The organism is Arthrobacter sp. Z4-13, from assembly GCF_054792705.1.
On sequence record NZ_CP096459.1, the window covers coordinates 1,609,891 to 1,633,335 of the forward strand.

Annotated in this window: 22 protein-coding genes; 19 read left to right on the forward strand and 3 right to left on the reverse strand. The window is 65.9% G+C overall.

Going from position 1 to position 23,445, the window contains the following annotated elements; genetic code table 11:
- Window positions 1-61: 61 nt before the first annotated feature.
- The 8 genes from ribD (at window position 62) to hisF (ending at window position 6,052) form a co-directional block, all read left to right on the forward strand.
- On the forward strand, window positions 62-1,177 hold the full coding sequence (ribD, locus tag M1E07_RS09140; protein WP_461189908.1) for a bifunctional diaminohydroxyphosphoribosylaminopyrimidine deaminase/5-amino-6-(5-phosphoribosylamino)uracil reductase RibD: 1,116 nt from the start codon (window positions 62-64) through the stop codon (window positions 1,175-1,177).
- Entirely contained in the window at window positions 1,177-1,818 is a 642-nt protein-coding gene (locus tag M1E07_RS09145; RefSeq protein ID WP_461189909.1) for a riboflavin synthase, read from the forward strand. Before ribD ends, M1E07_RS09145 begins: the two co-directional genes overlap by 1 nt.
- On the forward strand, window positions 1,815-2,555 hold the full coding sequence (gene ribB / locus M1E07_RS09150; RefSeq protein WP_461189910.1) for a 3,4-dihydroxy-2-butanone-4-phosphate synthase: 741 nt from the start codon (window positions 1,815-1,817) through the stop codon (window positions 2,553-2,555). The genes M1E07_RS09145 and ribB overlap by 4 nt, the downstream gene beginning before the upstream one ends.
- Window positions 2,552-3,331, forward strand: coding sequence for a GTP cyclohydrolase II (ribA, locus tag M1E07_RS09155; protein WP_461189911.1), 780 nt, complete (start codon window positions 2,552-2,554; stop codon window positions 3,329-3,331). Before ribB ends, ribA begins: the two co-directional genes overlap by 4 nt.
- Before the next feature lie 86 nt (window positions 3,332-3,417).
- Window positions 3,418-3,906 (forward strand): 6,7-dimethyl-8-ribityllumazine synthase, encoded by a 489-nt coding sequence (gene ribH, locus M1E07_RS09160; RefSeq protein ID WP_461189912.1) that lies wholly within the window; start codon window positions 3,418-3,420, stop codon window positions 3,904-3,906.
- 103 nt (window positions 3,907-4,009) lie between these two features.
- A complete protein-coding gene (locus M1E07_RS09165) occupies window positions 4,010-4,273 on the forward strand; it encodes a phosphoribosyl-ATP diphosphatase (RefSeq protein WP_015936881.1) in 264 nt (87 codons plus the stop codon).
- Window positions 4,274-4,364: 91 nt separating this feature from the next.
- Window positions 4,365-5,225: an ATP phosphoribosyltransferase gene (gene hisG, locus M1E07_RS09170; protein WP_461189913.1), complete on the forward strand. Its 861-nt coding sequence runs from the start codon at window positions 4,365-4,367 to the stop codon at window positions 5,223-5,225.
- A 50-nt stretch (window positions 5,226-5,275) separates the two neighbouring features.
- Window positions 5,276-6,052: an imidazole glycerol phosphate synthase subunit HisF gene (hisF, locus tag M1E07_RS09175; RefSeq protein ID WP_461189914.1), complete on the forward strand. Its 777-nt coding sequence runs from the start codon at window positions 5,276-5,278 to the stop codon at window positions 6,050-6,052.
- A 2-nt stretch (window positions 6,053-6,054) separates the two neighbouring features.
- Here hisF and M1E07_RS09180 read toward each other — a convergent pair whose 3' ends face one another.
- The gene (locus tag M1E07_RS09180) at window positions 6,055-6,699 is read right to left on the reverse strand and encodes a TIGR03085 family metal-binding protein (RefSeq protein ID WP_461190365.1); all 645 of its coding nucleotides are present in this window, start codon (window positions 6,697-6,699) and stop codon (window positions 6,055-6,057) included.
- A gap of 112 nt (window positions 6,700-6,811) precedes the next feature.
- Here M1E07_RS09180 and hisI point away from each other — a divergent pair, with 112 nt between their 5' ends.
- The 11 genes from hisI to pyk all read left to right on the forward strand — a co-directional run bounded on the left by hisI (window position 6,812) and on the right by pyk (window position 22,092).
- A complete protein-coding gene (gene hisI, locus M1E07_RS09185) occupies window positions 6,812-7,231 on the forward strand; it encodes a phosphoribosyl-AMP cyclohydrolase (RefSeq protein ID WP_461189915.1) in 420 nt (139 codons plus the stop codon).
- Between the two features lie 116 nt (window positions 7,232-7,347).
- Window positions 7,348-8,910, forward strand: coding sequence for an anthranilate synthase component I (locus tag M1E07_RS09190; protein ID WP_461189916.1), 1,563 nt, complete (start codon window positions 7,348-7,350; stop codon window positions 8,908-8,910).
- Entirely contained in the window at window positions 8,910-9,554 is a 645-nt protein-coding gene (locus tag M1E07_RS09195) for a Trp biosynthesis-associated membrane protein (protein WP_461189917.1), read from the forward strand. The genes M1E07_RS09190 and M1E07_RS09195 overlap by 1 nt, the downstream gene beginning before the upstream one ends.
- A gap of 104 nt (window positions 9,555-9,658) precedes the next feature.
- Complete coding sequence (locus tag M1E07_RS09200; RefSeq protein WP_461189918.1) at window positions 9,659-9,946, forward strand: HGxxPAAW family protein; 288 nt, start codon at window positions 9,659-9,661, stop codon at window positions 9,944-9,946.
- Window positions 9,946-10,767, forward strand: coding sequence for an indole-3-glycerol phosphate synthase TrpC (trpC, locus tag M1E07_RS09205; protein WP_461189919.1), 822 nt, complete (start codon window positions 9,946-9,948; stop codon window positions 10,765-10,767). Before M1E07_RS09200 ends, trpC begins: the two co-directional genes overlap by 1 nt.
- Before the next feature lie 119 nt (window positions 10,768-10,886).
- Window positions 10,887-12,215: a tryptophan synthase subunit beta gene (gene trpB / locus M1E07_RS09210; RefSeq protein ID WP_461189920.1), complete on the forward strand. Its 1,329-nt coding sequence runs from the start codon at window positions 10,887-10,889 to the stop codon at window positions 12,213-12,215.
- The gene (gene trpA / locus M1E07_RS09215) at window positions 12,212-13,039 is read left to right on the forward strand and encodes a tryptophan synthase subunit alpha (RefSeq protein ID WP_461189921.1); all 828 of its coding nucleotides are present in this window, start codon (window positions 12,212-12,214) and stop codon (window positions 13,037-13,039) included. The genes trpB and trpA overlap by 4 nt, the downstream gene beginning before the upstream one ends.
- Window positions 13,040-13,042: 3 nt before the next feature.
- Window positions 13,043-14,209 carry a prolipoprotein diacylglyceryl transferase gene (gene lgt / locus M1E07_RS09220; protein ID WP_461189922.1) on the forward strand — a complete coding sequence of 389 codons (1,167 nt, stop codon included), beginning with the start codon at window positions 13,043-13,045 and terminating at the stop codon, window positions 14,207-14,209.
- A gap of 264 nt (window positions 14,210-14,473) precedes the next feature.
- A complete protein-coding gene (gltB, locus tag M1E07_RS09225; protein ID WP_461189923.1) occupies window positions 14,474-19,087 on the forward strand; it encodes a glutamate synthase large subunit in 4,614 nt (1,537 codons plus the stop codon).
- Window positions 19,080-20,537 carry a glutamate synthase subunit beta gene (locus tag M1E07_RS09230; RefSeq protein WP_461189924.1) on the forward strand — a complete coding sequence of 486 codons (1,458 nt, stop codon included), beginning with the start codon at window positions 19,080-19,082 and terminating at the stop codon, window positions 20,535-20,537. Before gltB ends, M1E07_RS09230 begins: the two co-directional genes overlap by 8 nt.
- Window positions 20,538-20,601: 64 nt before the next feature.
- Entirely contained in the window at window positions 20,602-22,092 is a 1,491-nt protein-coding gene (gene pyk, locus M1E07_RS09235; protein ID WP_461189925.1) for a pyruvate kinase, read from the forward strand.
- Between the two features lie 115 nt (window positions 22,093-22,207).
- Here pyk and M1E07_RS09240 read toward each other — a convergent pair whose 3' ends face one another.
- Window positions 22,208-23,017: an IS3 family transposase gene (locus M1E07_RS09240; RefSeq protein ID WP_461189926.1), complete on the reverse strand. Its 810-nt coding sequence runs from the start codon at window positions 23,015-23,017 to the stop codon at window positions 22,208-22,210.
- Window positions 23,014-23,337, reverse strand: coding sequence for a helix-turn-helix domain-containing protein (locus M1E07_RS09245; protein WP_461189927.1), 324 nt, complete (start codon window positions 23,335-23,337; stop codon window positions 23,014-23,016). The genes M1E07_RS09240 and M1E07_RS09245 overlap by 4 nt, the downstream gene beginning before the upstream one ends.
- Window positions 23,338-23,445 lie beyond the last annotated feature (108 nt).

Below are 23,445 nucleotides of genomic sequence, written 5' to 3' on the forward strand. Positions count from 1 at the left end.
TCTTAAACGCCACAAGCCCTGCTGCCGCCATGTCCGGCAGCACAACCATCGAGGCTCCAGCATGACGGCCGGAGTCGTCACAGCCTTTACCGCCGCCGAGACCACTGCGATGGACACTGCCCTGGAGGCGGCTCTCAGCGGTCCCCGCGGCGCGAACCCCCTGGTGGGAGCCGTCGTCGTCGATCCCGAGGGCCGGGAACTCGTCACTGGTTTCCACCGAGGCGCAGGAACAGCCCACGCCGAGGCAGACGCGATTGCGCAGGCGGCTGCCGCCGGGCTCGATCTTTCCGGATGCACCATGATGGTGACCCTTGAGCCCTGCAACCACGTCGGCCGCACCGGCCCCTGCGCCCAGGCGATCATCGCCGCCGGTATAACGGACGTGGTCTATGCTGTGGACGATCCCCATGACCCCGCCGCGGGCGGTGCGGCTACCCTTCGGGAGGCGGGCATACGCGTCCGCAGCGGACTGGGCGCGGGCGAAGCACTGGACCTGAACCGCCAGTGGTTTGAGGCAGTGGCCGCAAAACGCCCGTTCGTCACCTTGCACGTTGCCCAGACGCTGGACAGCCGGATCGCAGCAGAGGACGGCACCAGCCAGTGGATTTCCAGTCCAGAGTCCCTGGCTGACAACCATGCAATCCGCGGGCGCATCGATGCCATCCTCGTGGGAACCCAGACCGTGCTGGTGGACAATCCCCGCCTCACTGCCCGCGACGCCGCAGGAACGCCTGCCCCGAGCCAGCCCCTGCGGGCGGTGATGGGACTGCGGGGCATCCCGGCAGACGCCGCCATCCACGGGGACGACGGCCTGGCAACGCACCTGGCCACCCGCGACCCCCACGAAGCGCTGTCCACCCTCTATGGTTCCGGTATCCGCCACTTGATGGTCGAGGGCGGATCCAGCATCCTCAGCGCGTTCCTCGCGGCCGGGCTCGTCGACGAACTCATTGTTTACCTCGCCCCCACGCTGCTTGGTTCCGGAACCCCCGCCCTTACCAGCTTGGGAATTACCACCCTCGCCGAGGCCCAGCACTGGGAATGGGACCCGTCCGACGGCGGCGCCGTCCGAACGCTGGGCAGGGACCTTAGGCTCCACCTTCGACCGCAACGCGCCGTTGCCCTAGACCCACAACCGTCCCGCGCCACCGCGGAGCAAGCCCAGGGAGGCTATTGATGTTTACCGGAATTATTGCCGAGCAAGGGCACGTTTTGTCCGTCGACAGGGACGGGAATGCCAGCGCCACCGTTCGGCTGCACGCCCCCGGCACCACCGAAGGCCTCGCCCTGGGCGGTTCCATCGCCGTCAACGGTGTTTGCCTCACCGCCACCGAAATCGATGGCAAGGAATTCAGCGTGGACGTGATGGGGGAGACCCTCCTCCGCAGCACCATCGGTGAGCTGGCTGCCGGAGATGCCGTCAACCTTGAACGCTGCGTTCCGGCCGGCGGAAGGCTGGACGGGCACGTAGTCCAAGGCCACGTGGACGGCGTCGGCGTGCTGCTTGAACGCGAGCCCCTCGGAAATTGGGAAAGGCTTCGTTTCGGGGTGCCCGCCAATCTGGCTCGTTACATTGCGGAAAAAGGGTCCATCGCCATCGACGGCGTATCACTCACGGTCACGGCCGTTAGTCACGCAGCTGAACAGAGCCCCTGGTTCGAGGTTGGACTCATCCCCACCACCCTTGCCGAAACTGGCCTCGGCGCCAAAAGCACCGGCAGCCGGGTGAACCTGGAAGTGGACGTCCTGGCCAAGTACACCGAACGCCTGCTGGCGTTCAACACCGCACCCGCCCCGGTTGAAGGAGGAACACGATGAACGCCGCAGTCCGGTTCGAGCCTGAGGTGGCTCCCACCGCCGTCTCCACTGCACCGACCGGGATTTCCACCGGATTGGACACCATCGAGGTAGCAGTCCGGGCCATCGCAGCCGGCAGGCCGGTCCTGGTGGTGGACAACGAGGACCGGGAAAACGAGGGCGACATCATCTTCGCCGCCCAGCACGCCACCCCGGCGCTGATGGGCTGGACCATTCGGTACAGCTCCGGCGTCATCTGCGTTCCGCTCTCCGGCGACCGCGCCGACGCACTGGCGTTGCCTCCCATGGTGGAAGTCAACGAGGACGCCAAGGGCACGGCGTACACCGTTTCCTGTGACGCCGCCGCCGGCGTCAGCACCGGGATTTCCGCGACGGACCGGGCACTCACGGCACGGGTCCTCGCTGATCCGCAGTCCGGACCGTCCTCCGTGACCCGTCCCGGGCATATTTTTCCGCTGCGCGCGGTTGACGGTGGTGTGCGGGAACGTCCTGGCCACACCGAGGCGTCTGTAGACCTGTGCCGCCTGGCCGGCCTGGAACCTGCGGCGGTCATTGCCGAAGTCGTCTACGACGACGGTGAGATGATGCGGCTCGACGGGCTCCGTGCCTTCGCTGCCGAGCACGGATGCCCCCTGATCTCCATCAAAGACCTGGTGGCCTACCTCGAAGCAGCGGGCACATCGGCTGACGGCAATACCCGGGCAGGACGCCAGGGCGGAGAAGAGGAGATACGATGACGGCTTCCGGAGCTTCCGTGAATGGCCACCACCTGCCTGTTTCAGGGAACGGCCACCATGTAACCGGGTCCGCCCATGGCCACCACCAGGCAGAGCCAGGCGACGGCCGGGTGCCCCATCCTGTCAGCGGCGGCCCGATCGTTCAGTTGCCCACGGCTTTTGGGGACTTTATCGCCCAGGCGTGGATTGACCTGGTCACCGGGGCCGAGCACCTTGCAGTCAGTTCCCCCAATCCGCCCAAAGACGGCAAAGCCCCCTTGGTCCGGCTGCACTCCGAGTGCCTTACCGGAGATGTGTTCGGTTCCTACCGCTGCGACTGCGGCGAGCAGTTGGCCTATGCGCTGGAAATGATCCGCGAGGAAGGCGGAACGCTCCTGTATTTGCGCGGCCAGGAAGGCCGGGGAATCGGCCTCGCCAACAAGATCAAGGCCTACGCGCTGCAGGAGGCCGGCTTTGACACCGTGGAGGCCAACGAGCAGCTGGGCCTGCCGGTGGACGCCCGCTGCTACAAGGCGGCAGCCCAGGTATTGGCTGAAATGGGACTCCATGAGGTGCGGCTCCTGAGCAACAACCCGGATAAGCAGAACAGGCTGGCTAAGGCCGGCGTCACGGTGGTGGAAATGGTCCCCACCGAGGTCCCGTCCCGCGACCAGAACATCCGGTACCTGCAAACCAAGAAGGACCGGATGGAGCACCGCCTGGTGCTGGACTCCCACGTGGGCGGCGCGGTGCCCGTGACCAGCCCCGATACCTCCTTTCACCACGAGCAGGACTGACCAGCGCGTAAGACTGATCAGCGAACAAGACTGACCAGCGCGTAAGACTGACCAACCAACAAGACTGAACGGAACAGCATTTACCTATGAGCGGACACGGCGCCCCCGAGATCGACCTGACCACCCTCAACCCGGCCGAAACGTCCCAGCTAAAGCTGGCTATCGTCGCAGCCAGCTGGCATACCCAGATCATGGACGGGCTCCTGGACGGTGCCCTGCGCGCCGCCAAGGACGCCGGCATCGCCGAGCCCACCGTCCTGCGGGTCCCGGGCAGCTTCGAGCTGCCTGTCGCTGCCGCGCGGCTGGCACCCCACTTCGACGCCGTGGTGGCCCTCGGCGTCGTGATCCGCGGCGGTACGCCGCACTTTGAGTACGTCTGCCAGGCGGCGACGTCGGGACTCACCGACGTGAGCGTCCGCACCGGCGTTCCGGTGGGCTTTGGCGTCCTGACCTGCGACACGGAACAGCAGGGCCTGGACCGTGCCGGCCTTCCCGGTTCGAAGGAAGACAAGGGCCACGAAGCCGTCACCGCGGCGCTGGCCACCGCCGTCGTCCTGAAGCAGTACAACAGCTAGCAATCTGCAGGGTGGCTGGCGCGGTGTGTGTTCACTCACATCGCGCCCGTCATGCAGCGGCCGGACAGGCGCCCTGTGGGCCGCAGCAAGTAGGCTGGAGGGCGTGAAGAATTTCGAGACGCTGTTCGCAGAACTCAGCGAGAAGGCAGCCACCCGCCCGGAAGGCTCCCGCACCGTCGCTGAATTGGACTCCGGTGTCCATGGCATCGGCAAGAAAGTCGTTGAGGAAGCAGCCGAAGTATGGATGGCTGCCGAATATGAATCCGATGAAGCGGCGGCCGAGGAAATTTCCCAGCTGCTGTACCACCTGCAGGTTCTGATGCTCGCCAAAGGCCTGACCCTGGAAGACGTCTACAAGCATCTGTAGCCACCGGTCCGGCGCGCCTTTTGCCGCCGGTGCCCGCCGTGGCCTGCATTGCCTGAACACTTAGACATTCTCAAATCCAGAAAGATTTCCCATGCTGCGAGTTGCCGTCCCCAATAAGGGTTCCCTGTCCGAAGCCGCTTCGGCGATGCTGTCCGAAGCCGGCTACCGCCAGCGCCGCGATACCCGCGAGCTGGTGATGGTGGACCCGGACAACGACATCGAATTCTTCTTCCTCCGTCCCCGCGACATCGCCGTTTATGTCGGGCAGGGAACGCTCGACGTCGGCATCACCGGGCGCGACCTCCTGCTGGATGCGGAGGTGGAAGCCGAGGAGCTGCTGCCGCTGGGATTCGCCGCCTCCACCTTCCGTTTCGCCGGGCCGGTAGGGGACTTCGCGAAGGTTGAGGAGCTGGAAGGCAAACGGCTGGCCACCAGCTATGACGGCCTGCTCCGCGGCTACCTGGCCGAGCGCGGCATCAACGCCAAGGTGGTCCGCCTGGACGGCGCCGTGGAATCCTCGGTCCGGCTGGGCGTTGCGGACGCCATCGCGGACGTCGTCGAAACCGGCAACACCCTCAAGGCCGCCGGCATGGAGATCTTCGGCGAACCGATCCTGAAGTCGGAGGCTGTGCTGATCCGCCGCGCCGGCGACGGTGGCGCCGCGAACGGCACGGCCAAGGAGATTGAGGTCCTGATCCGCCGCCTGCAGGGCGTCCTCGTGGCCCGCCAGTACGTGCTGATGGATTACGACATCCGCAAGGAACTTGTTGAACAGGCTGCGGCGCTCACTCCCGGCCTGGAATCACCCACGGTCTCGCCGCTGCGGGATTCGGAATGGGTTGCCGTGCGTTCCATGGTGCCCAAGCGGGAAACCAACCGGATCATGGATGAGCTGTACGACCTCGGCGCCCGCGCCATCCTGGTCAGCAGCATCCACGCCTGCCGTATCTGATTCCGCCCGCGCAGCATCACTCCCGCATCACAGAATTCCAGGAGTTCCCCATGGCAGTAGCCGTACGCGTCATTCCCTGCCTCGACGTGGACGCCGGGCGCGTCGTCAAAGGCGTTAACTTCGAGGGCCTCCGCGATGCCGGCGACCCCGTGGAACTGGCCCACCGCTACGACAACGCCGGCGCCGACGAACTGACGTTCCTTGACGTCACGGCCTCCTCGGGCAACCGCGAAACCACGTTCGACGTGGTCCGCCGGACCGCTGAGGAAGTCTTCATCCCGCTGTGCGTCGGCGGCGGAGTCCGCGGTGTGGCAGAGGTGGACAAGCTGCTGCGCTTCGGTGCGGACAAGGCCTCCATCAATACCGCAGCCGTGGCCCGGCCCGACGTCATCGACGAGATCACCCGGCACTTCGGTTCCCAGGTCCTTGTCCTGTCCGTGGACGCGAGGCGCACCCGCCCCGGGTCCCAGCCCACGTCGTCGGGCTTTGAAGTGACCACCCATGGCGGACGTACCGGCACCGGGATCGACGCCGTCGCCTGGGCAAAGGAAGCAGCCGACCGCGGCGTGGGGGAGATCCTGCTCAACTCCATTGACGCCGACGGCACCAAGGACGGCTTCGACCTGGAACTCATCAGCCTGGTCCGGGCCGCCGTCAGGGTGCCCATCATCGCCTCCGGCGGCGCGGGGGAGCCGGCGCACTTTCCGCCCGCCGTCGCCGCGGGAGCAGACGCAGTGCTCGCGGCATCCATCTTCCACTGGGGGCCTGACGACATGATGTCCCAAGTCAAGACCGCAATCCGGGACGCAGGCTTCGAGGTCCGCTGAGACTAAAGCCCGACTTCGGCTGACTGCAGAAGCGCGACGGCGTCCGGCTGGCCTTCGAAGGTGACCAGGGCGTGGCGCGTGCGGCCGTGGGCGTGCATGAGCAGCTCGCCCGGCTCGCCGACGATGGCCACCGAAACGGGGGCTCGCTTGGCAACGTGCCGCGGTCCCGAGGGCCGGACCAGCACGATGCCCAGGTCAACGCCCCGGTACAGGATGGCGGCGCGTTTGACGAGTTCATCCCAGAGGGCGTCTGAATAGGCTTCGTCCAAGGCCCTCGGCGCCCACCGCTCTACGGCGCGCCGCACGTCTTCAGTGTGGACAAAGTACTCGATGAGGTTGGCGCTTTCGTCCAGCCCCTTAATATTCATGGGCGAGAAGGCTGGCGGCCCGGCACGGAAAGTGTTCACGAGCCGGGCATAGGCCTCTGCCGTTGACAGCTTCGCTGCCAGCTTTGCGGTTGCGTGGTCTGACGCCTTCGCCAGGCGCTTGATGATCAGGCCCAGTCCCACGGCAGCTTTGCGTTCGCGCAGGTAAAGGTGCGCGGCAAGGTCCCTGGTGCGCCAGCCCTTGCAGAGCGTGGGCGCATCAGGACCGGCCGCAAGGAGGGTTTCGGCCAGGACTTCTCGGGACGGATCGACGAAATGCATCACTTGTGAAACTAGCACGAGAGCCGCGCAGTTGGGCAGCGCGTCCACCCGCGCAGCGGTGCCGTTGTTCACACAGGAATTGGGTCATGGCCAAGGCACTAGACTTGACCTGATGTCTGAGCAGCCCGACCCCACCGCAACCCCTGGTTCCGCCCTGCCCGCAGCGCCGCCGGCAAACCCGCTCCCCGCGGAGCTGGCCGCGGCCCTCAAGCGTGACAGCGCCGGCCTGGTGGCCGCCGTCGTCCAGCAATTCGACACCAACGAGGTGCTGATGCTGGGCTGGATGGATGATGAGGCACTGCACCGCACCATGACCAGCGGGCGGGTCACCTTCTACTCCCGCTCCCGCCAGGAGTACTGGCGCAAGGGCGACACCTCCGGGCACGTGCAGTGGGTGAAGTCAGTGGCCCTGGACTGCGACGGCGATGCGCTGCTGGTGCGCGTGGACCAGGTAGGCGCCGCCTGCCACACCGGCACCCGCACCTGCTTCGACGGCCGGGACCTCGACGTCACCACAGGCGAGGCAGTCTGACCCTCAGCGCACCGCAGGCTGCTGCGGAGCGCAGGGGAGGGCTGGCCACCTCTGCAAGCACACCACCAGGCGCCGGCACGGCCGGCCCCTACTAGAACAGGCGGAACAGCATAGCCATGCAGGACCTTGGAATCATCAGCCCGGGCCTTGAGGAGTTCCGGGAACTTGCCGGCCACAGCCGCGTCATCCCCGTCCGGCTCAAGGTACTTGCCGACGCCGAGACGCCCATTGGTTTGTACCGGAAGCTCGCGCACGGGCAGCCCGGAACGTTCCTGATGGAGTCGGCTGCGGTGGGCGGGGCATGGTCCCGTTACTCCTTCATCGGCGCCAGGTCCCGGGCAACACTGACTACCAGGGACGGAAACGCCCACTGGCTGGGCGAGCCGCCCGCCGGCGTCCCGGTGGACGGCAGCCCCGTGGATGCCGTCCGCGACACCATCGAAGCCCTCCGCACGGACAGGTTCGACGGCCTGCCGCCCTTCACCTCCGGCCTGGTGGGCTTCCTCGGTTGGGAGACAGTGCGCCACTGGGAACGTCTGGTGAGCCCGCCCGAGGACGACCTGCAACTGCCGGAGATGGCGCTGAACCTCGTCACCGACATGGCCGTGCACGACAACGTCGACGGTACGGTGCTGTTGATCGCCAACGCCATCAACTTCGATGACAGCTCCGAGCGCGTGGACGAGGCCTGGCACGACGCCGTGGCGCGGGTCAAGGCGCTCCTGGCCAAAGTCAGCACGCCGGTTGCGCAGCCCGTCTCGGTCCTGGCCCCCGCTGCGCTGGACTTTGCCTCCAGTGTCCAGGAACGCTGGGACGAAGCCGAGTACCTGGCTGCCTTGGACCGCGGCAAGGAAGCCATCGTGGACGGCGAGGTCTTCCAGGTGGTGATTTCCCGCCGCTTCGAAATGGAGTGCAAGGCCTCCGCCCTGGACGTCTACCGGGTCCTGCGGAACACCAACCCCAGCCCCTACATGTACATCTTCAGCCTCGAGGACGCCGATGGCCGGGAGTACTCCATCGTCGGGTCCTCGCCGGAAGCCCTCGTGACGGTCACCGGTGAAGAGGTCATTACCCACCCCATCGCCGGATCCCGTCCACGCGGCAAAACGGTCGAGGCCGACAAAGCACTGGCTGAGGAGCTCCTGGCGGACCAAAAGGAACGCGCCGAACACCTGATGCTCGTGGACCTCTCCCGAAACGACCTTTCCAAGGTGTGCGTGGCAGGAACCGTGGATGTCACGCAGTTCATGGAGGTGGAGCGCTTCAGCCACATCATGCACCTCGTCTCCACCGTGGTGGGCCAGCTCTCGCCGAAGGCAAAGGCCTACGACGTCCTGAAGGCCACATTCCCGGCCGGAACCCTTTCCGGAGCGCCGAAACCCCGCGCCCTGCGGCTCCTCGACGAGCTGGAGCCGCACCGCCGCGGCATCTACGGCGGGGTGGTGGGCTACCTTGATTTCGCGGGCGACATGGACATGGCCATCGCCATCCGCTCCGCCCTCCTGCGCGAAGGCCGGGCATATGTCCAGGCCGGCGGCGGCATCGTGGCTGACTCGGTCAACCCCACCGAGGCCCTGGAGACTGTAAACAAGGCCGCAGCCCCGCTCCGGGCAGTGCACACGGCGGGCTCACTGCAGAACATCTCTGCGGAGACGTTGCCCGGCGGGACGGAGTCCTGATGCCCGGCCAACGGCCGGAAGCAGGGCGGCCCGCGGCCGCGAAGAAGACCTCCGGCACCCCTGCCTGGGCCCGGAAGTCCACGTTGGTGCTGCTCGTCGCGGTCCTGGCGCTGGCGGTGTTCGGCACCACCACGCAAACGTGGATCACCGTCGCGCTGGACCCGAACCAGGTGGGCCAGGCCGGTGCCGCGCAGACGGCACTTGAGGTCCAAGGCAGCAAGGCCGCCACTGCCGTGACGGCGCTGGCCCTGGTGGCCCTCGCCGGCGGACTCGCCGCCGCGATCGCCGGCCGGATCGCACGATGGATCATCACCGCCATCATCGTCCTCGCGTCGGCAGGGATCGTTGCGGCCGCCGCCACCGTCCTGACCAATCCGCTCGCCGCAGCCCAGGGAGCCATCGCGGCCGCCACCGGGATCACAGGCAGCCAAGCGGAAGTGGCCGTCACCGCCTTCCCGGTGCTCGCCGTCGTCGCCGGCTGTTTGCTGGCCCTGGCCGCCCTGCTCATCATTCCCGCAGGGCGGCACTGGAAAACCAGGACCAAATATGACGCGCCGGCCGCCGGCAGCACTGCCGCAGTGGCAGGTCCAGTGGACGAGATCGACAGCTGGGACCGGCTCTCCCGCGGCGACGACCCCACCTGAGCCGCCCCGACACCAGCGCGCTCCACGCGGGCCGGCCGCCGATACGCGGCCACGGGCCAATAAATGGCAGAATGTAAGCAGTATCCACCCTGAGGAGATTTTTCATGAGCAAAGCACCTGCGTCCGTTTCAAAGTCAGGCACCCGAACGGTAGCCCCCGGCGCCATCGACCACAGCCAGGAACTCGGCCACGGCAACAGCCCTGCAGCCTGGACCTGCGTCATCGTGATGCTGGTGGGCGCCCTCATCGCGTCAATCGCCTTCGTCATCGCCAGCACCCCCATCTTCATCGCCGGCGCCGCCGTTATGGTGGTCGGGCTGATCCTCGGCTGGATCATGCGCAAGGCAGGCTACGGCGTCGAAGGCAACAAGCTGAAGAACTCCGGCCACTGATGGCAACTGTTCTCGATGACATCAACGCCGGTGTCAGGGAGGATATGGACGCGCGGAAACGGCTTGTTTCCCTCGCTGAACTGAAGGACCTGAGCCAGGCTGCGGCACCCGCCCGCGATGCCTGGGCTGCACTCGGCGGCCCCTCCCCGTCCCGGGAACAGCTGAAAGTCATCGCGGAAATCAAGCGCAGGAGCCCTTCCAAGGGCGACCTCGCCGCAATTGGCGATCCCGCGTTCCTGGCAAAGCAGTATGCCGAGGGCGGCGCTTCCGTCATCAGCGTCCTCACCGAGCAGCGCCGCTTCAACGGCTCGCTCGCGGACCTGGATGCCGTGCGTGCCGCGGTGGACATTCCGCTGCTGCGCAAGGACTTCACGCTCGACGAGTACCAGATCTGGGAAGCCCGCGCGCATGGAGCCGACCTGGTCCTTCTGATCGTGGCGGCGCTCTCCGACGCACAGCTGGCCGAGTTCTCGGCGCTCAGCCAGGAACTCGGCATGAACGTGCTCGTGGAAACCCACACCGAAGAGGAAATCGAGCGGGCAGTCGCTGCGCGGGCGCGCATCATCGGAGTCAACGTGCGGAACCTGAAGACGCTCGACGTCGACCGTTCCGTTTTTGCCTCCCTGGCGGGCCTGATTCCGGCCGAGGCCCTCGTGGTGGCCGAATCCGGTGTCCGCGACGTGGACGACGTCACGCATTACGCCGCCAGCGGCGCCAATGCGGTCCTGGTGGGCGAGGCCCTGGTCAGCCACTCCACCCCGCGCGAGCGGATTGCCGAATTCACGGCAGCAGGCGCCGCCGCCATCGCTGCCCGCAGCTGACCGGAACGCCCCTGCACACTCTGTGGGCAGGGGCTGTTTGACGCCCGGCGGATTCTGTTCCGGCACCGCTGCCGGAACACCACACTTACTGAACGATCAACTGGAACAGGACGGGACTGATGGCCGACGCACCCTCAGCGAACGCTGACAACAACGCCGCGGAAGCATTCCTGCAGGGCGGCTCCCTCAAGCACGCTCCGGGACCCTACTTCGGCAATTACGGGGGACGCTGGATGCCGGAGTCCCTTATCGCCGCTTTGGACGAACTCGAGGAGACCTTCGACAAGGCCAAGGAAGATCCCGAATTCCGGGCCCAGATCGCCGACCTGAACAAAAACTACTCAGGGCGTCCCTCGTTGCTCACCGAAGCCAAGCGCTTCTCGGAGCACGCCGGGGGAGTCCGGATCTTCCTCAAGCGCGAGGACCTGAACCACACCGGTTCGCACAAGATCAACAACGTCCTGGGCCAGGCACTGCTCGCCAAGCGCATGGGCAAGACCCGCGTCATCGCCGAAACCGGTGCAGGCCAGCACGGCGTGGCCAGCGCCACCGCGGCCGCCCTGATGGGCCTGGAGTGTGTGGTGTACATGGGCGCGGAGGATTGCCGGCGCCAGGCGCTGAACGTTGCCCGCATGGAGCTCCTCGGCGCTACCGTTATCCCTGTCACCAGCGGCTCCCAGACCCTCAAGGACGCCATCAACGACGCCCTCCGTGACTGGGTGGCCAATGTGGACAACACCCATTACCTCCTGGGCACGGCTGCCGGTGCCCACCCCTTCCCGGCCATGGTCCGCTACTTCCACGAAGTAATCGGCGAGGAAGCCCGCGCCCAGATCCTGGACCAGGAAGGCCGGCTCCCGGACGCCGTCTGCGCCTGCATCGGCGGCGGCTCCAACGCCATCGGCATCTTCCACGGCTTCCTTGACGATCCGTCTGTCAAGATTTACGGCTTCGAAGCAGGCGGTGACGGTGTCGAAACGGGCCGCCACGCTGCCACCATCACCCTCGGCAAGCCAGGCGTACTGCACGGTGCCCGCTCCTACCTTATGCAGGACGACGACGGCCAGACCATCGAGTCCCACTCGATCTCCGCCGGGCTCGACTACCCGGGCGTCGGCCCGGAGCACTCCTATCTCGCCGACATCGGGCGGGTCAGCTACGAGCCCATTACGGACAGTGAGGCCATGGAAGCCTTCAAGCTCCTGTGCCGCACCGAGGGCATCATACCCGCCATCGAGTCCTCCCATGCACTGGCCGGCGCCATCAAGGTGGGGCAGCGGATCGCAGCCGAAGCCGCCACCAGCGGCGGGACGGCCGAGGACAAGATCGTGATCGTGAACCTTTCAGGCCGCGGCGACAAGGATGTGGCTACCGCAGCCGAATGGTTTGATCTGTTGGACAAGGACTCCGCCGAGGCGGAAATCGGCAAAGAGGGGGAGCAGCTGTGACCACTGCACGGACCATCAGCAAGTCAGCGGCGGCTATCGATAAAGCCCGCGCTGAGGGCCGGGCCGCACTCATCGGCTACCTCCCGGCCGGTTACCCCAGCGTTGAGGAGACCATCGCCGCCGGCATCGCCCTGGCGGAAAACGGTGCCGACCTCATCGAAATCGGCATTCCCTACTCGGACCCGGTCATGGACGGCCAGGTCATCCAGGCTGCCACCACGGAGGCACTCGCCAAGGGTTTTTCGGTGCGCCAGGTTTTTGATGTGGTGCAGGGCATCACCAGCAAGACCGACGCTGCCGTCCTGGTGATGACCTACTGGAACCCGGTGGTCCGGATGGGTGTGGACGAGTTCTCCCGGCGCCTGTCCGAGGCCGGGGGAGCAGGGCTCATCACCCCGGACCTCATCCCTGACGAGGCAGCCGAGTGGATGGAAGCGTCGGATAAGTACGGCCTGGACCGGGTGTTCCTGGTGGCACCTTCCTCCACCACTGAGCGCATGCAGCGGACCGTGGACGCCAGCCGCGGCTTCGTCTACGCCGTGTCCATCATGGGCGTCACCGGCGCCAGGACCTCTGTCAGCACCGCAGCCAAGGATGTGGTGGCCGCTGCCCACGCCGCCGGCGCCGAACGCGTCTGCGTTGGCCTGGGCGTCTCCAATGCGGGGCAGGTCCGTGAGATCGCTGCCTACGCCGAAGGTGTCATCGTGGGCACCGCCCTGGTGGCAGCAATCCGCGACGGCGGCGTGGACGCCGTCGCTGCCCTCACCAAGGACCTCAGCGCCGGACTGAGCCGTGAGACCGGACTGACAGAGGAAGAAGCCTAACCAATGCAGACGCTCCTTTCGGCAGCCGCCATGGTGCCGGCCAGCATCCCCAGCCCGGACTGGTCCGGCTTCGACATTCCCCTGCCGTGGGGATCGCTGCGCATCCATGCTTACGCCCTGTGCATTCTGGCCGGCATCGTGGTGGGCCTGTGGCTGACCTCTGCCCGCTGGGCCAAGCGCGGCGCACCTGAAGGCAGCGTCTGGGACATCGTGGTCTGGGCGATTCCCTTCGGCATCATCGGCGGCCGCCTGTACCACGTGGTCTCCTCGCCGGACGCCTACTTTGGTCCCGGCTTTGACGGCACCGGTGACCTCTCCCTGATCCCGCAGATCCAGCGCGGCGGCCTGGGAATCTGGGGCGCCGTGGTCCTGGGCGTCGTGGGCGCGTGGATCGGCTGCCGCCGGAGCGGCGTCAAATTAAGTGCCTTCCTGGACGCCGCCGCACCCGGACTGCTGCTGGCCCAGGCCGTGGGGCGCTGGGGCAACTACTTTAACCAGGAGCTGTTCGGCGGCCCCACCACGCTGCCGTGGGGGCTGCAAATCGACGCCGACAATGCCAACTTCCCCGCCGGAGTTCCCGCCGACACCCTGTTCCACCCCACGTTCCTCTACGAATCGCTGTGGAACCTGGCCGGCGTCGTCATCCTGCTCGCCCTGGACCGCAAGTTCAACTTCCGCCGCAGCAGGCTGTTCTGGCTCTACGCCATGTACTACACCCTGGGCCGGGTCTGGATCGAAGCCATGCGCATCGACGATGCCGAGCAGATTTCCCTGTTCGGTATCACCACCCGCCTGAACGTCTGGACCAGCATCTTCGTCTTCCTGGCCGCCCTTGCGGCGTTCATCCTGCTGGGAAGAAAGAAGCGGACGGAGCCGGACACTGTGTACCTGCCGGGCCGGGAACCGGCGGAAAAGCATGAGGCCACGCCGGCTGTAGACGCAGCGGCAGCGGCCAATAATCCAGTCCGTGATACGGACTCCGTTGTCTCAGATAGTGAATCGCGTGATAATCTCGCTGATAACCAAAGTGGTTCCCGGCATGCTTCCGTCCCCACGGAACACGCCAAGGCTGCGCCGGCGGGCCCCAAGCCCGGACCGGATGCAACCGCTGCCGGAAGTTCCGGCAGCACGGCCACAGGAACCGCGCCGGAAGCCGGCACTACCAAGTAGCGCGCAGGCCAGGCAGGGCAGCAGAGCCACCGCTCGAAGCGCCCAATCACCACAACGTCGTGGCATCGGGGCCACCCCGGACAGCAGAGAGCTGCTGTCCGTTGTTGCCCGGGGCAGGGGCCTGCGTAACTGTTAGTTCAGCAGGCCAGGCTGACCTACAATTTCCAGTAAAGAACACTTTGTTGTGCCCATAACCGCGGCGCCCGACGAGTGGGGCCAACGGTGTCCCTTCCATACGCACGATCAGGAGGAAGGACGTCTCCCATGAGCCAAACTCTTCACACTCCCAGCTGGTCCGAACCGGATCAGCCTGAGGCTGCCATGTCGCCGTTCAAGCGCTTCGCGGCCCTGCCGGAGGCCAGTGGGCTGTACAACCCGGAGCAGGAGAAGGACGCCTGCGGTCTTGCGATCATCGCCACCCTCCGCGGTGAGCCCGGCTACGACATCGTGGACGCCGCCCTCACCGCCCTGCGCAACCTCGAGCACCGTGGTGCCGTGGGTGCGGACGAAGGCACCGGTGACGGTGCCGGCCTCCTCATGCAGATCCCGGACGAGTTCTTCCGCGCGGTCACGGAGTTCGAACTTCCCGCCCCCGGCCAGTACGTGGCCGGCACCGCTTTCCTCCCCGCTGAACAGCGGGAGGCCGACGCCGCCAAGGCAGGTATCGAAGGCCTCGCAGCTGACGAGGGCCTGAAGGTCCTCGGCTGGCGTGAGGTGCCCATCGTCGCCGACCTCGTCGGTGCCATGGCGCGCGCCTGCATGCCCTACTTCTCCCAGCCCTTCCTGGCGTCCGCCACCGGCGAGGAACTGGACCGCAACGAGCTGGACTCGCGCGCCTGGCGGATCCGCAAGCGCGCCCAGAATAAGTTCGGCGTCTACTTCCCGTCGCTGTCCTCGCGGACCATTGTGTACAAGGGCATGCTCACCACCGCCCAGCTGGAGCCGTTCTACCCGGACCTCTCGGACAAGCGCTTCAAGACCAAGCTGGCGATTGTCCACTCGCGCTTCTCCACCAACACCTTCCCGTCCTGGCCGCTGGCCCAGCCCTTCCGCACCATCGCGCACAACGGTGAGATCAACACCGTCAAGGGCAACCGGAACTGGATGCGTGCCCGCCAGTCGCAGCTCGCCAACCCGCTGCTGGGTGACTCGCCCGAAGAGCTGTACCCCATCTGCACCCCCGGCGCCTCCGACTCCGCGTCTTTCGACGAGGTGGCCGAGCTGCTGTGGCTCTCCGGCCGGCCCATCACGCACTCGATCATGATGATGATCCCCGAGGCCTGGGAAAACCACGCCACCATGGACCCGGCCCGGCGTGCATTCTACGAATACCACTCCCTGCTGATGGAGCCCTGGGACGGCCCGGCGGCTGTTTCCTTCACTGACGGCAACCTCGTGGGCGCCACGCTTGACCGTAACGGCCTGCGCCCGGGACGTTACTGGATCACCGAGGACGGCCTGATCGTCTTCGCCTCCGAGGTGGGCGTCATCGACGTCGAACCCTCCAAGGTGGTCAAAAAGGGCCGGGTGTCCCCGGGCAAGATGTTCCTCGTGGACACCGGATCCGGCCGCATCATCGACGACGAAGAGGTCAAGGCCGAGGTCGCCGCCGCCAACCCGTGGGCGGAGTGGGTCAAGGACAACCTGATCGACCTCAAGAACCTGCCTGAGCGCGAGCACGTGGTCCACACTGCCGCGTCGGTGAACATCCGCCAGCGCACCTTCGGCTACACCACCGAGGAACTGAAGATCCTGCTCGGCCCGATGGCCCGGACCGGCGCCGAGCCTTTGGGTGCCATGGGTTCCGACACCCCGGTGGCCGTGCTGTCCAAGCGCCCCCGCCTGCTCTTCGATTACTTCGTGCAGTCCTTCGCGCAGGTGACCAACCCGCCGCTGGATGCCATCCGTGAAGAGCTGGTCACGTCGTTGACCTGTGCCATCGGCCCCAACGGCAACCTCCTGGACACCAAGCAGGTCCGCCAGCCCCAGGTCCAGCTGCCGTTCCCGGTGATCAACAATGACCAGCTTGCCAAGATCGCCAACATGGAGGACGCCGAGGGCTTCCGCGTGGCCATGAAGGTCCGCGGCCTGTACCGCCCCGAAGGCGGCGAAAACGCGCTCCGCGCCCGGCTGACGGAAATCTGCGAGCAGGTGTCCGGGGCCATCAACCGCGGCGTCCAGTACATCGTGCTGTCAGACCGCGACTCCAACGCACAGTGGGCGCCCATTCCGTCCCTGCTTCTGGTCAGCGCCGTGCACCACCACCTGCTCCGCAGCGCCAACCGCACCAAGACCGCCCTGGTGGTCGAGGCCGGCGACGTCCGCGAGACGCACCACGTCGCCGTCCTGATCGGCTACGGCGCCTCCGCGGTCAACCCGTACCTGGCCATGGAATCGGTGGAGCAGCTGATTGCTGCCGGCGATGTCACCGGCGTCACCGCGCAGGACGGCGTCTACAACCTGATCAAGGGCCTGGGTAAGGGCGTCCTGAAGATCATGTCCAAGATGGGCATCTCCACCGTTGCCTCCTACACCGGCGCCCAGACGTTCGAGGCACTCGGCCTCGGACAGGAGCTGGTGGATGAATTCTTCGCCGGCACGCACTCGCAGCTTGGCGGCGTGGGCCTGGACGTCATCGCGGCCGAGGTCTCAGCCCGCCACCAGATGGCGTACCCGGAGGGCGGCATCGAGCAGCCCCACCGTCCGCTTCTCGGCGGCGGCGAGTACCAGTGGCGCCGCGACGGCGAGCCGCACCTGTTCAACCCGGAGACCGTCTTCCGGCTGCAGCACGCTACGCGTGAGCGCCGCTACGACATCTTCAAGGCTTACACGCAGGGCGTTGATGACCAGTCCACCAACCTGATGACTTTGCGCGGCCTGCTCAAGTTCAAGAACGAGCGTCCCGCTGTTCCGCTTGAGGAAGTGGAGCCCGTCTCCAGCATCGTCAAGCGGTTCTCCACCGGCGCGATGAGCTACGGCTCCATCTCCCAGGAGGCCCACGAGACGCTGGCCATCGCCATGAACCAGCTGGGCGGCAAGTCCAACACCGGTGAAGGCGGGGAGGACGTTGACCGCCTGCTGGACCCGAAGCGCCGCTCCGCCGTCAAGCAGATCGCCTCCGGCCGCTTCGGCGTCACGAGCCTCTACCTGACCAACGCCGACGACATCCAGATCAAGATGGCGCAGGGCGCAAAGCCCGGCGAAGGCGGCCAGCTGATGGCGCAGAAGGTCTACCCGTGGGTGGCCCGCACCCGCCACTCGACCCCCGGCGTCGGACTGATCTCCCCGCCCCCGCACCACGACATCTACTCGATCGAGGACCTCGCGCAGCTCATCTACGATGCCAAGCGCGCCAACCCCTCGGCCCGCGTACACGTGAAGCTGGTGTCGGAAGTCGGGATCGGCACTGTGGCTTCCGGCGTGACCAAGGCGAAGGCCGACGTCGTACTCGTCTCCGGCCACGACGGCGGAACCGGCGCCTCGCCGCTGAACTCGCTCAAGCACGCCGGTGTCCCGTGGGAGCTCGGCCTGGCCGAGACCCAGCAGACGCTGATGCTCAACGGCCTGCGCGACCGCGTGGTGGTACAGGTGGACGGCCAGCTCAAGACCGGCCGCGACGTTGTGATCGCCGCGCTGCTCGGCGGCGAGGAGTTCGGCTTCGCCACCGCCCCGCTGGTGGTGGAAGGTTGCATCATGATGCGCGTCTGCCACCTCGACACCTGCCCGGTGGGCGTCGCCACGCAGAACCCGGAGCTCCGGGCCCGCTTCAGCGGCAAGCCTGAGTTCGTGGTCAATTTCTTCGAGTTCCTCGCCGAGGAAGTCCGCGAAATCCTGGCCGAGCTGGGCTTCCGCAGCCTGGAAGAGGCCATCGGCCACGCCGAGGTCCTGGACACCCGCGAAGCGGTCAACCACTGGAAGGCCGACGGACTGGACCTGGATCCGATCCTGCACGGGCTGGAGTTCGACGACGACGCCCCGCTGCGGAACATGACCGGCCAGAACCACGAGCTGGACAAGCACTTCGACCAGCGGCTGATCACCATGGCCACGGAGGCCCTGACGGACCGCAGCCCGGTGAAGATCTCTGTTGACGTGATCAACACAGACCGTTCAGTGGGCACCATGCTGGGCCACGTGGTCACCAAGACGTTCAGCACGGATGTGCTGGCCACGGACACCATCGACGTCACGCTCAGCGGCACCGCGGGCCAGTCCCTGGGCGCGTTCCTGCCCGCAGGCATCACCCTGCGGCTGTTCGGCGACTCCAACGACTACGTGGGCAAGGGCCTGTCCGGCGGGCGCATTATCGTGCGGCCTGACCGTACCAACGTGTTCAAGGCGGAGACCAACGTCATCGCCGGCAACGTGATCGGTTACGGCGCCACGAGCGGCGAAATGTTCCTGCGCGGCCAGGTGGGCGAACGCTTCCTGGTCCGCAATTCAGGTGCCACCGCCGTCGTCGAAGGCATCGGTGACCACGGCTGCGAATACATGACCGGTGGCCAGACCCTGATCATCGGCCGCACCGGGCGCAACTTCGGCGCGGGTATGTCCGGCGGTACCGCCTACGTTCTCGACTTGGATACTGCCAAGGTAAACAAGGACGCGCTGCAGTCCGGCGAACTCCAGCTCCGTGAGCTGGACGCCGAGGACCGCGACATCGTGCACGGCCTCCTGGTCAAGCACATTGAAGAAACTGACTCCCAGCTGGCCGCGCGGCTCCTCGAAAACTTCGATGACACCGCTGCCCGCATTACCAAGGTGCTGCCGCGCGACTACGCGGCTGTGCTGCAAACCCGTCTCGACGCCATCGAAGAGGGCCTGGACCCCGACGGCGAAGAAGTGTGGTCTCGAATCCTGGAGGTAACCGGTGGCTGATCCACGCGGATTTTTGAAAGTACGCCAGCGTGAAACACAGCCGCGGCGTCCCGTTCCCGTCCGCATCATGGACTGGAAGGAAGTGTACGAGGCACAGGAGAAGGGCACCCTGAAGGCCCAGGCCGGCCGCTGCATGGATTGTGGTGTGCCGTTCTGCCACCAGGGCTGCCCGCTGGGCAACCTCATTCCCGAGTGGAACGACCTCATGTGGCGGGACAAGGGCGAGGAAGCGATCGAGCGCCTCCACGCCACCAATAACTTCCCCGAATTCACGGGCCGCCTGTGCCCCGCCCCGTGCGAGGCATCCTGCGTGCTGGGGATCAACCAGCCTGCCGTGACCATCAAGCAGGTGGAAGTCTCCATCATCGACGAAGCCTGGGACAACGGCTGGGTCAGCCCGCTGCCGCCGGCACGCCTGACCGGAAAGACTGTGGCCGTCGTCGGTTCCGGACCTGCCGGCCTGGCCGTCGCGCAGCAACTGACGCGCGTGGGCCACACCGTGGCCGTGTACGAGCGGGACGAGAAGATCGGCGGCCTGCTGCGCTACGGCATCCCTGACTTCAAGATGGAAAAAGAGCAGGTTGACCGCCGCGTCGAGCAGATGAAGGCGGAGGGCACCCGCTTCCGCACCGGTGTGGCGGTGGGTACGGATGTGACCTGGGAGCAGCTGCGCAGGCGTTACGACGCCGTAGTGGTCTGCACCGGCGCCACTGTGCCGCGCGACCTGCCCATCCCGGGCCGGGAGCTCGAGGGTGTCCACTACGCCATGGATTACCTGGTGCCGGCGAACCGCGTGGTGGCGGGGGAGACGGTGGAGAACCAGATCAACGCCCAGGGCAAGCACGTGGTGATCCTTGGCGGCGGCGATACCGGAGCGGACTGCCTCGGCACCGCCCACCGCCACGGTGCGGCATCCGTGACCACCCTCGCGATCGGCAAGCAGCCCCCGGCCGAGCGTGCCGGCCACCAGCCGTGGCCGACGTTCCCCACGCTTTTCGAGGTGGCCAGCGCACACGAAGAAGGCGGCGAACGGACCTACCTCGCCTCCACCGTTGAGTTTGTTGGCGAAAACGGCCAGCTGACCGGCGTGAAGGTTGCCGAGACGGAATTCGTCGACGGGAAGCGCCTGCCGAAGGCCGGCACCGAGCGGATCATCCCCGCGGACCTGGTGTTCCTGTCCCTCGGCTTCACCGGCGCCGAACCTGCGGGCATCACCGAACAGGTGAACGCCGAATTCGACGGCCGCGGCAACGTGTCCCGCGACGGCTACTACATGACCAACACCGAGGGTGTTTTTGTTGCCGGCGACGCCGGGCGCGGCCAGTCCCTCATCGTCTGGGCCATCGCCGAAGGACGCGCAGCCGCAGCCGCAGTGGACAAGTACCTGATGGGCAGCACCATCCTGCCCGCGCCCGTGGCGCCCACCGACCGGGCCATCGCCGTCCTCTAACGCAGCATCGAGGGTTCACCTCCACGACAACTTAACCAATGCAAGAGACCAATAGGGTAGGTATATGAGACGCGCAAAAATTGTGGCTACGTTCGGTCCGGCAATTGCCAGCTACGAGAACACCCTCGCGGTGCTCGAAGCCGGTGTTGACGTTGCCCGGATGAACATGAGCCACGGCGATTACACCGTGCATGACAACACCTATGAGAACGTCCGGAAGGCAGCCGCCGATCTCGGCAAGGCCGTGGCCATCATGGCCGATCTGCAGGGACCCAAGATCCGCCTGGGCCGCTTCGTTGACGGCCCGCACGCCCTCGCCGTTGGTGACACCTTCACCATCACCACCGAGGACGTTCCCGGCACCAAGGACATCTGCTCCACCACACTGAAGAGCCTCACCGAAGACGTCAACGTGGGCGATGCCCTGCTGATCGACGACGGCAAGGTGGCACTTCGCGCGGTCGAGGTTGACGGCGTCAAGGTTGTCGCCGAGGTGACCGTGGGTGGCATGGTGTCCAACAACAAGGGCATCAACCTTCCCGGCGTCGCCGTCAACGTTCCAGCCCTGAGCGAAAAGGATGAGGACGACCTCCGCTGGGCCATGCGCCGCGGCGTTGACCTCGTGGCCCTTTCCTTCGTGCGTGACGCCTCCGACATTACCCGCGTACACGAGATCATGGATGAGGAAGGCCGCCGCGTGCCGGTCATCGCCAAGATCGAAAAGCCGCAGGCCGTGGAGCAGCTGCCCGAGATCATCGACGCGTTCGATGCCATCATGGTGGCCCGTGGCGACCTGGGCGTGGAGCTTCCGCTGGAGGAAGTTCCGATCGTACAGAAGCGTGCCATCGAGCTGGCCCGCCGCTGGGCCAAGCCGGTCATCGTGGCAACCCAGGTCCTGGAATCCATGATCGACAACCCGCGCCCCACCCGCGCCGAGGCTTCGGACTGTGCCAACGCGGTGCTGGACGGTGCCGACGCGGTGATGCTCTCCGGCGAGACCAGCGTGGGCAAGTACCCGATCGAGACCGTCAAGGTGATGGCCCGGATTATCGAGTCCACCGAGGTCCACGGCCTGGAGCGCGTCCCTCCGCTGGGCACCAAGCCCAAGACCCGCGGCGGCGCCATTACCCGTGCCGCCGTCGAAATCGCCGACCAGCTCGACGCCAAGTACATCTGTGCATTCACCCAGTCCGGCGACTCCGCACGCCGCCTCTCGCGTCTGCGCCCCATCAAGCCGGTGTTCGCGTTCACGCCGGTGGAGCAGGTCTGGAATCAGCTCGCTCTGACCTGGGGCATCCAGCCGGTGCTGGTCCAGATGGTGGACCACACGGATGCGATGACCGCGCAGGTGGACCGCAGCCTCCTCGAAATGGAACTGGTTAAGGATGGCGACCTGGTGGTCATCGCTGCCGGTTCCCCTCCCGGAAAGGCCGGTTCCACCAACTCCCTCAAGGTGCACAAGGTGGGCGACCTCGCCGACTCCATCCGCGGTGAAGAAGTGACCAGCAACAAGGAAAAGCTCGGCCCCTGGCCGGAAAAGAAGAAGAAGGCCTAGGCTTTCCAGTAGCGAAAGGACCCCTGCCGATTGAACTGGTCCCCGATAGTTGGACTGGCCAAGTAAGATCCTAAGCCGCGAGGGCCTGGGCTCGGTATTGCACCGGGCTCAGGCCCTAGAGCTTTGTCGAGATCCGGTCGTTGTTGTACCAGCGGATGTACTCGTTTAGGTTTGCGGTCAGTGCGTCGGTGCTGATGAACCGAACGTGGTGGAACATCTCTTCCCTGAGGTGGCCGAAGAAGTTCTCCATCACTGCATTGTCGTAGCAGTTTCCCTTGCGGGACATGGATTGGACTGCGTCGGCGTCCTTGAGGAGCAATTTCCATGAGGCGTGACGGTACTGGAAGCCCTGATCTGAATGCACGATCGGCTGTTGACCTGGTTCCAGACAGGCGAGGGCTTGTTTGAGCGAAGAGTTGGTGAGTGCAAGGTTCGGGGACGGGCTAATCGAATGGGCGATGATCTGCCGGTCAAAGAGGTCCATGACCGGCGAGAAGTAGAGCTTCCGGTCGCCGACACTGAATTCGGTCACGTCCGTGACCCACTTCTGATTCGGGGCGGTGGCCTCGAACTCCCGGTTCAGCAGGTTAGGCGCGGCAGTGCCTTGTTCGCCTTGATAGGAGTTGTAGCGCTTCCTCCGCCGGACCCTGCAGGCCAGCCCGAGTGTGCGCATCAGCTTCAACACGGTCTTCTTCGCGAGTATCCAGCCCTGCTTGAGCAGTTCCGTGTGAACACGACGGTGCCCGTACCGGCCGTGGTTCGTCGTGAAGATCTCCGTGACTGTGGCCTTGAGGGCCTTTTGGGGGTCTGGAGCCTGGAGTCGTGACTGGTGATAGAAGAATGTCGATCGGGCAAGACCCGACACTTGCAGCAGAACAGGAAGCGGGAAGTCAGCCTTGAGGGCGGTGAGGGCCTGGACCTTCACCGTTGTTCTTGAGCACTCAAGGCCCGCAATTTTCCCAGATAGGCCACTTCTGCCCGCAAACGCTCGTTCTCACGGCGCAGCCGCTCCAGCTCGGATGGTTCAACCGGCGGGGTGTCGGGCTTCCGCGGTCGGCCTTTTGGCTTTGGTCGCAAGGAGTCCGGGCCCTCAAGACGATACGCGCGCACCCACGTTCTCAGTAGGACCGGAGAGGACAGGCCAGCTTCTGCTGCCAAATCAGGGGCAGTCTCGCCGGCGAGGAACCGTTCGACCAAAGCGAGCTTGAATTCGAAAGAGTATGACTGTTTTGTCGGCTTGGTCACCAGCGCTCCTTGGCCATGAATCCTCCACCGCCGATACAGCCTCTTGACCGGCCAATTAGACACGCCCAACAGATTAGCTGTCGCCTTATCTGCAAGACCTTTCTCAAA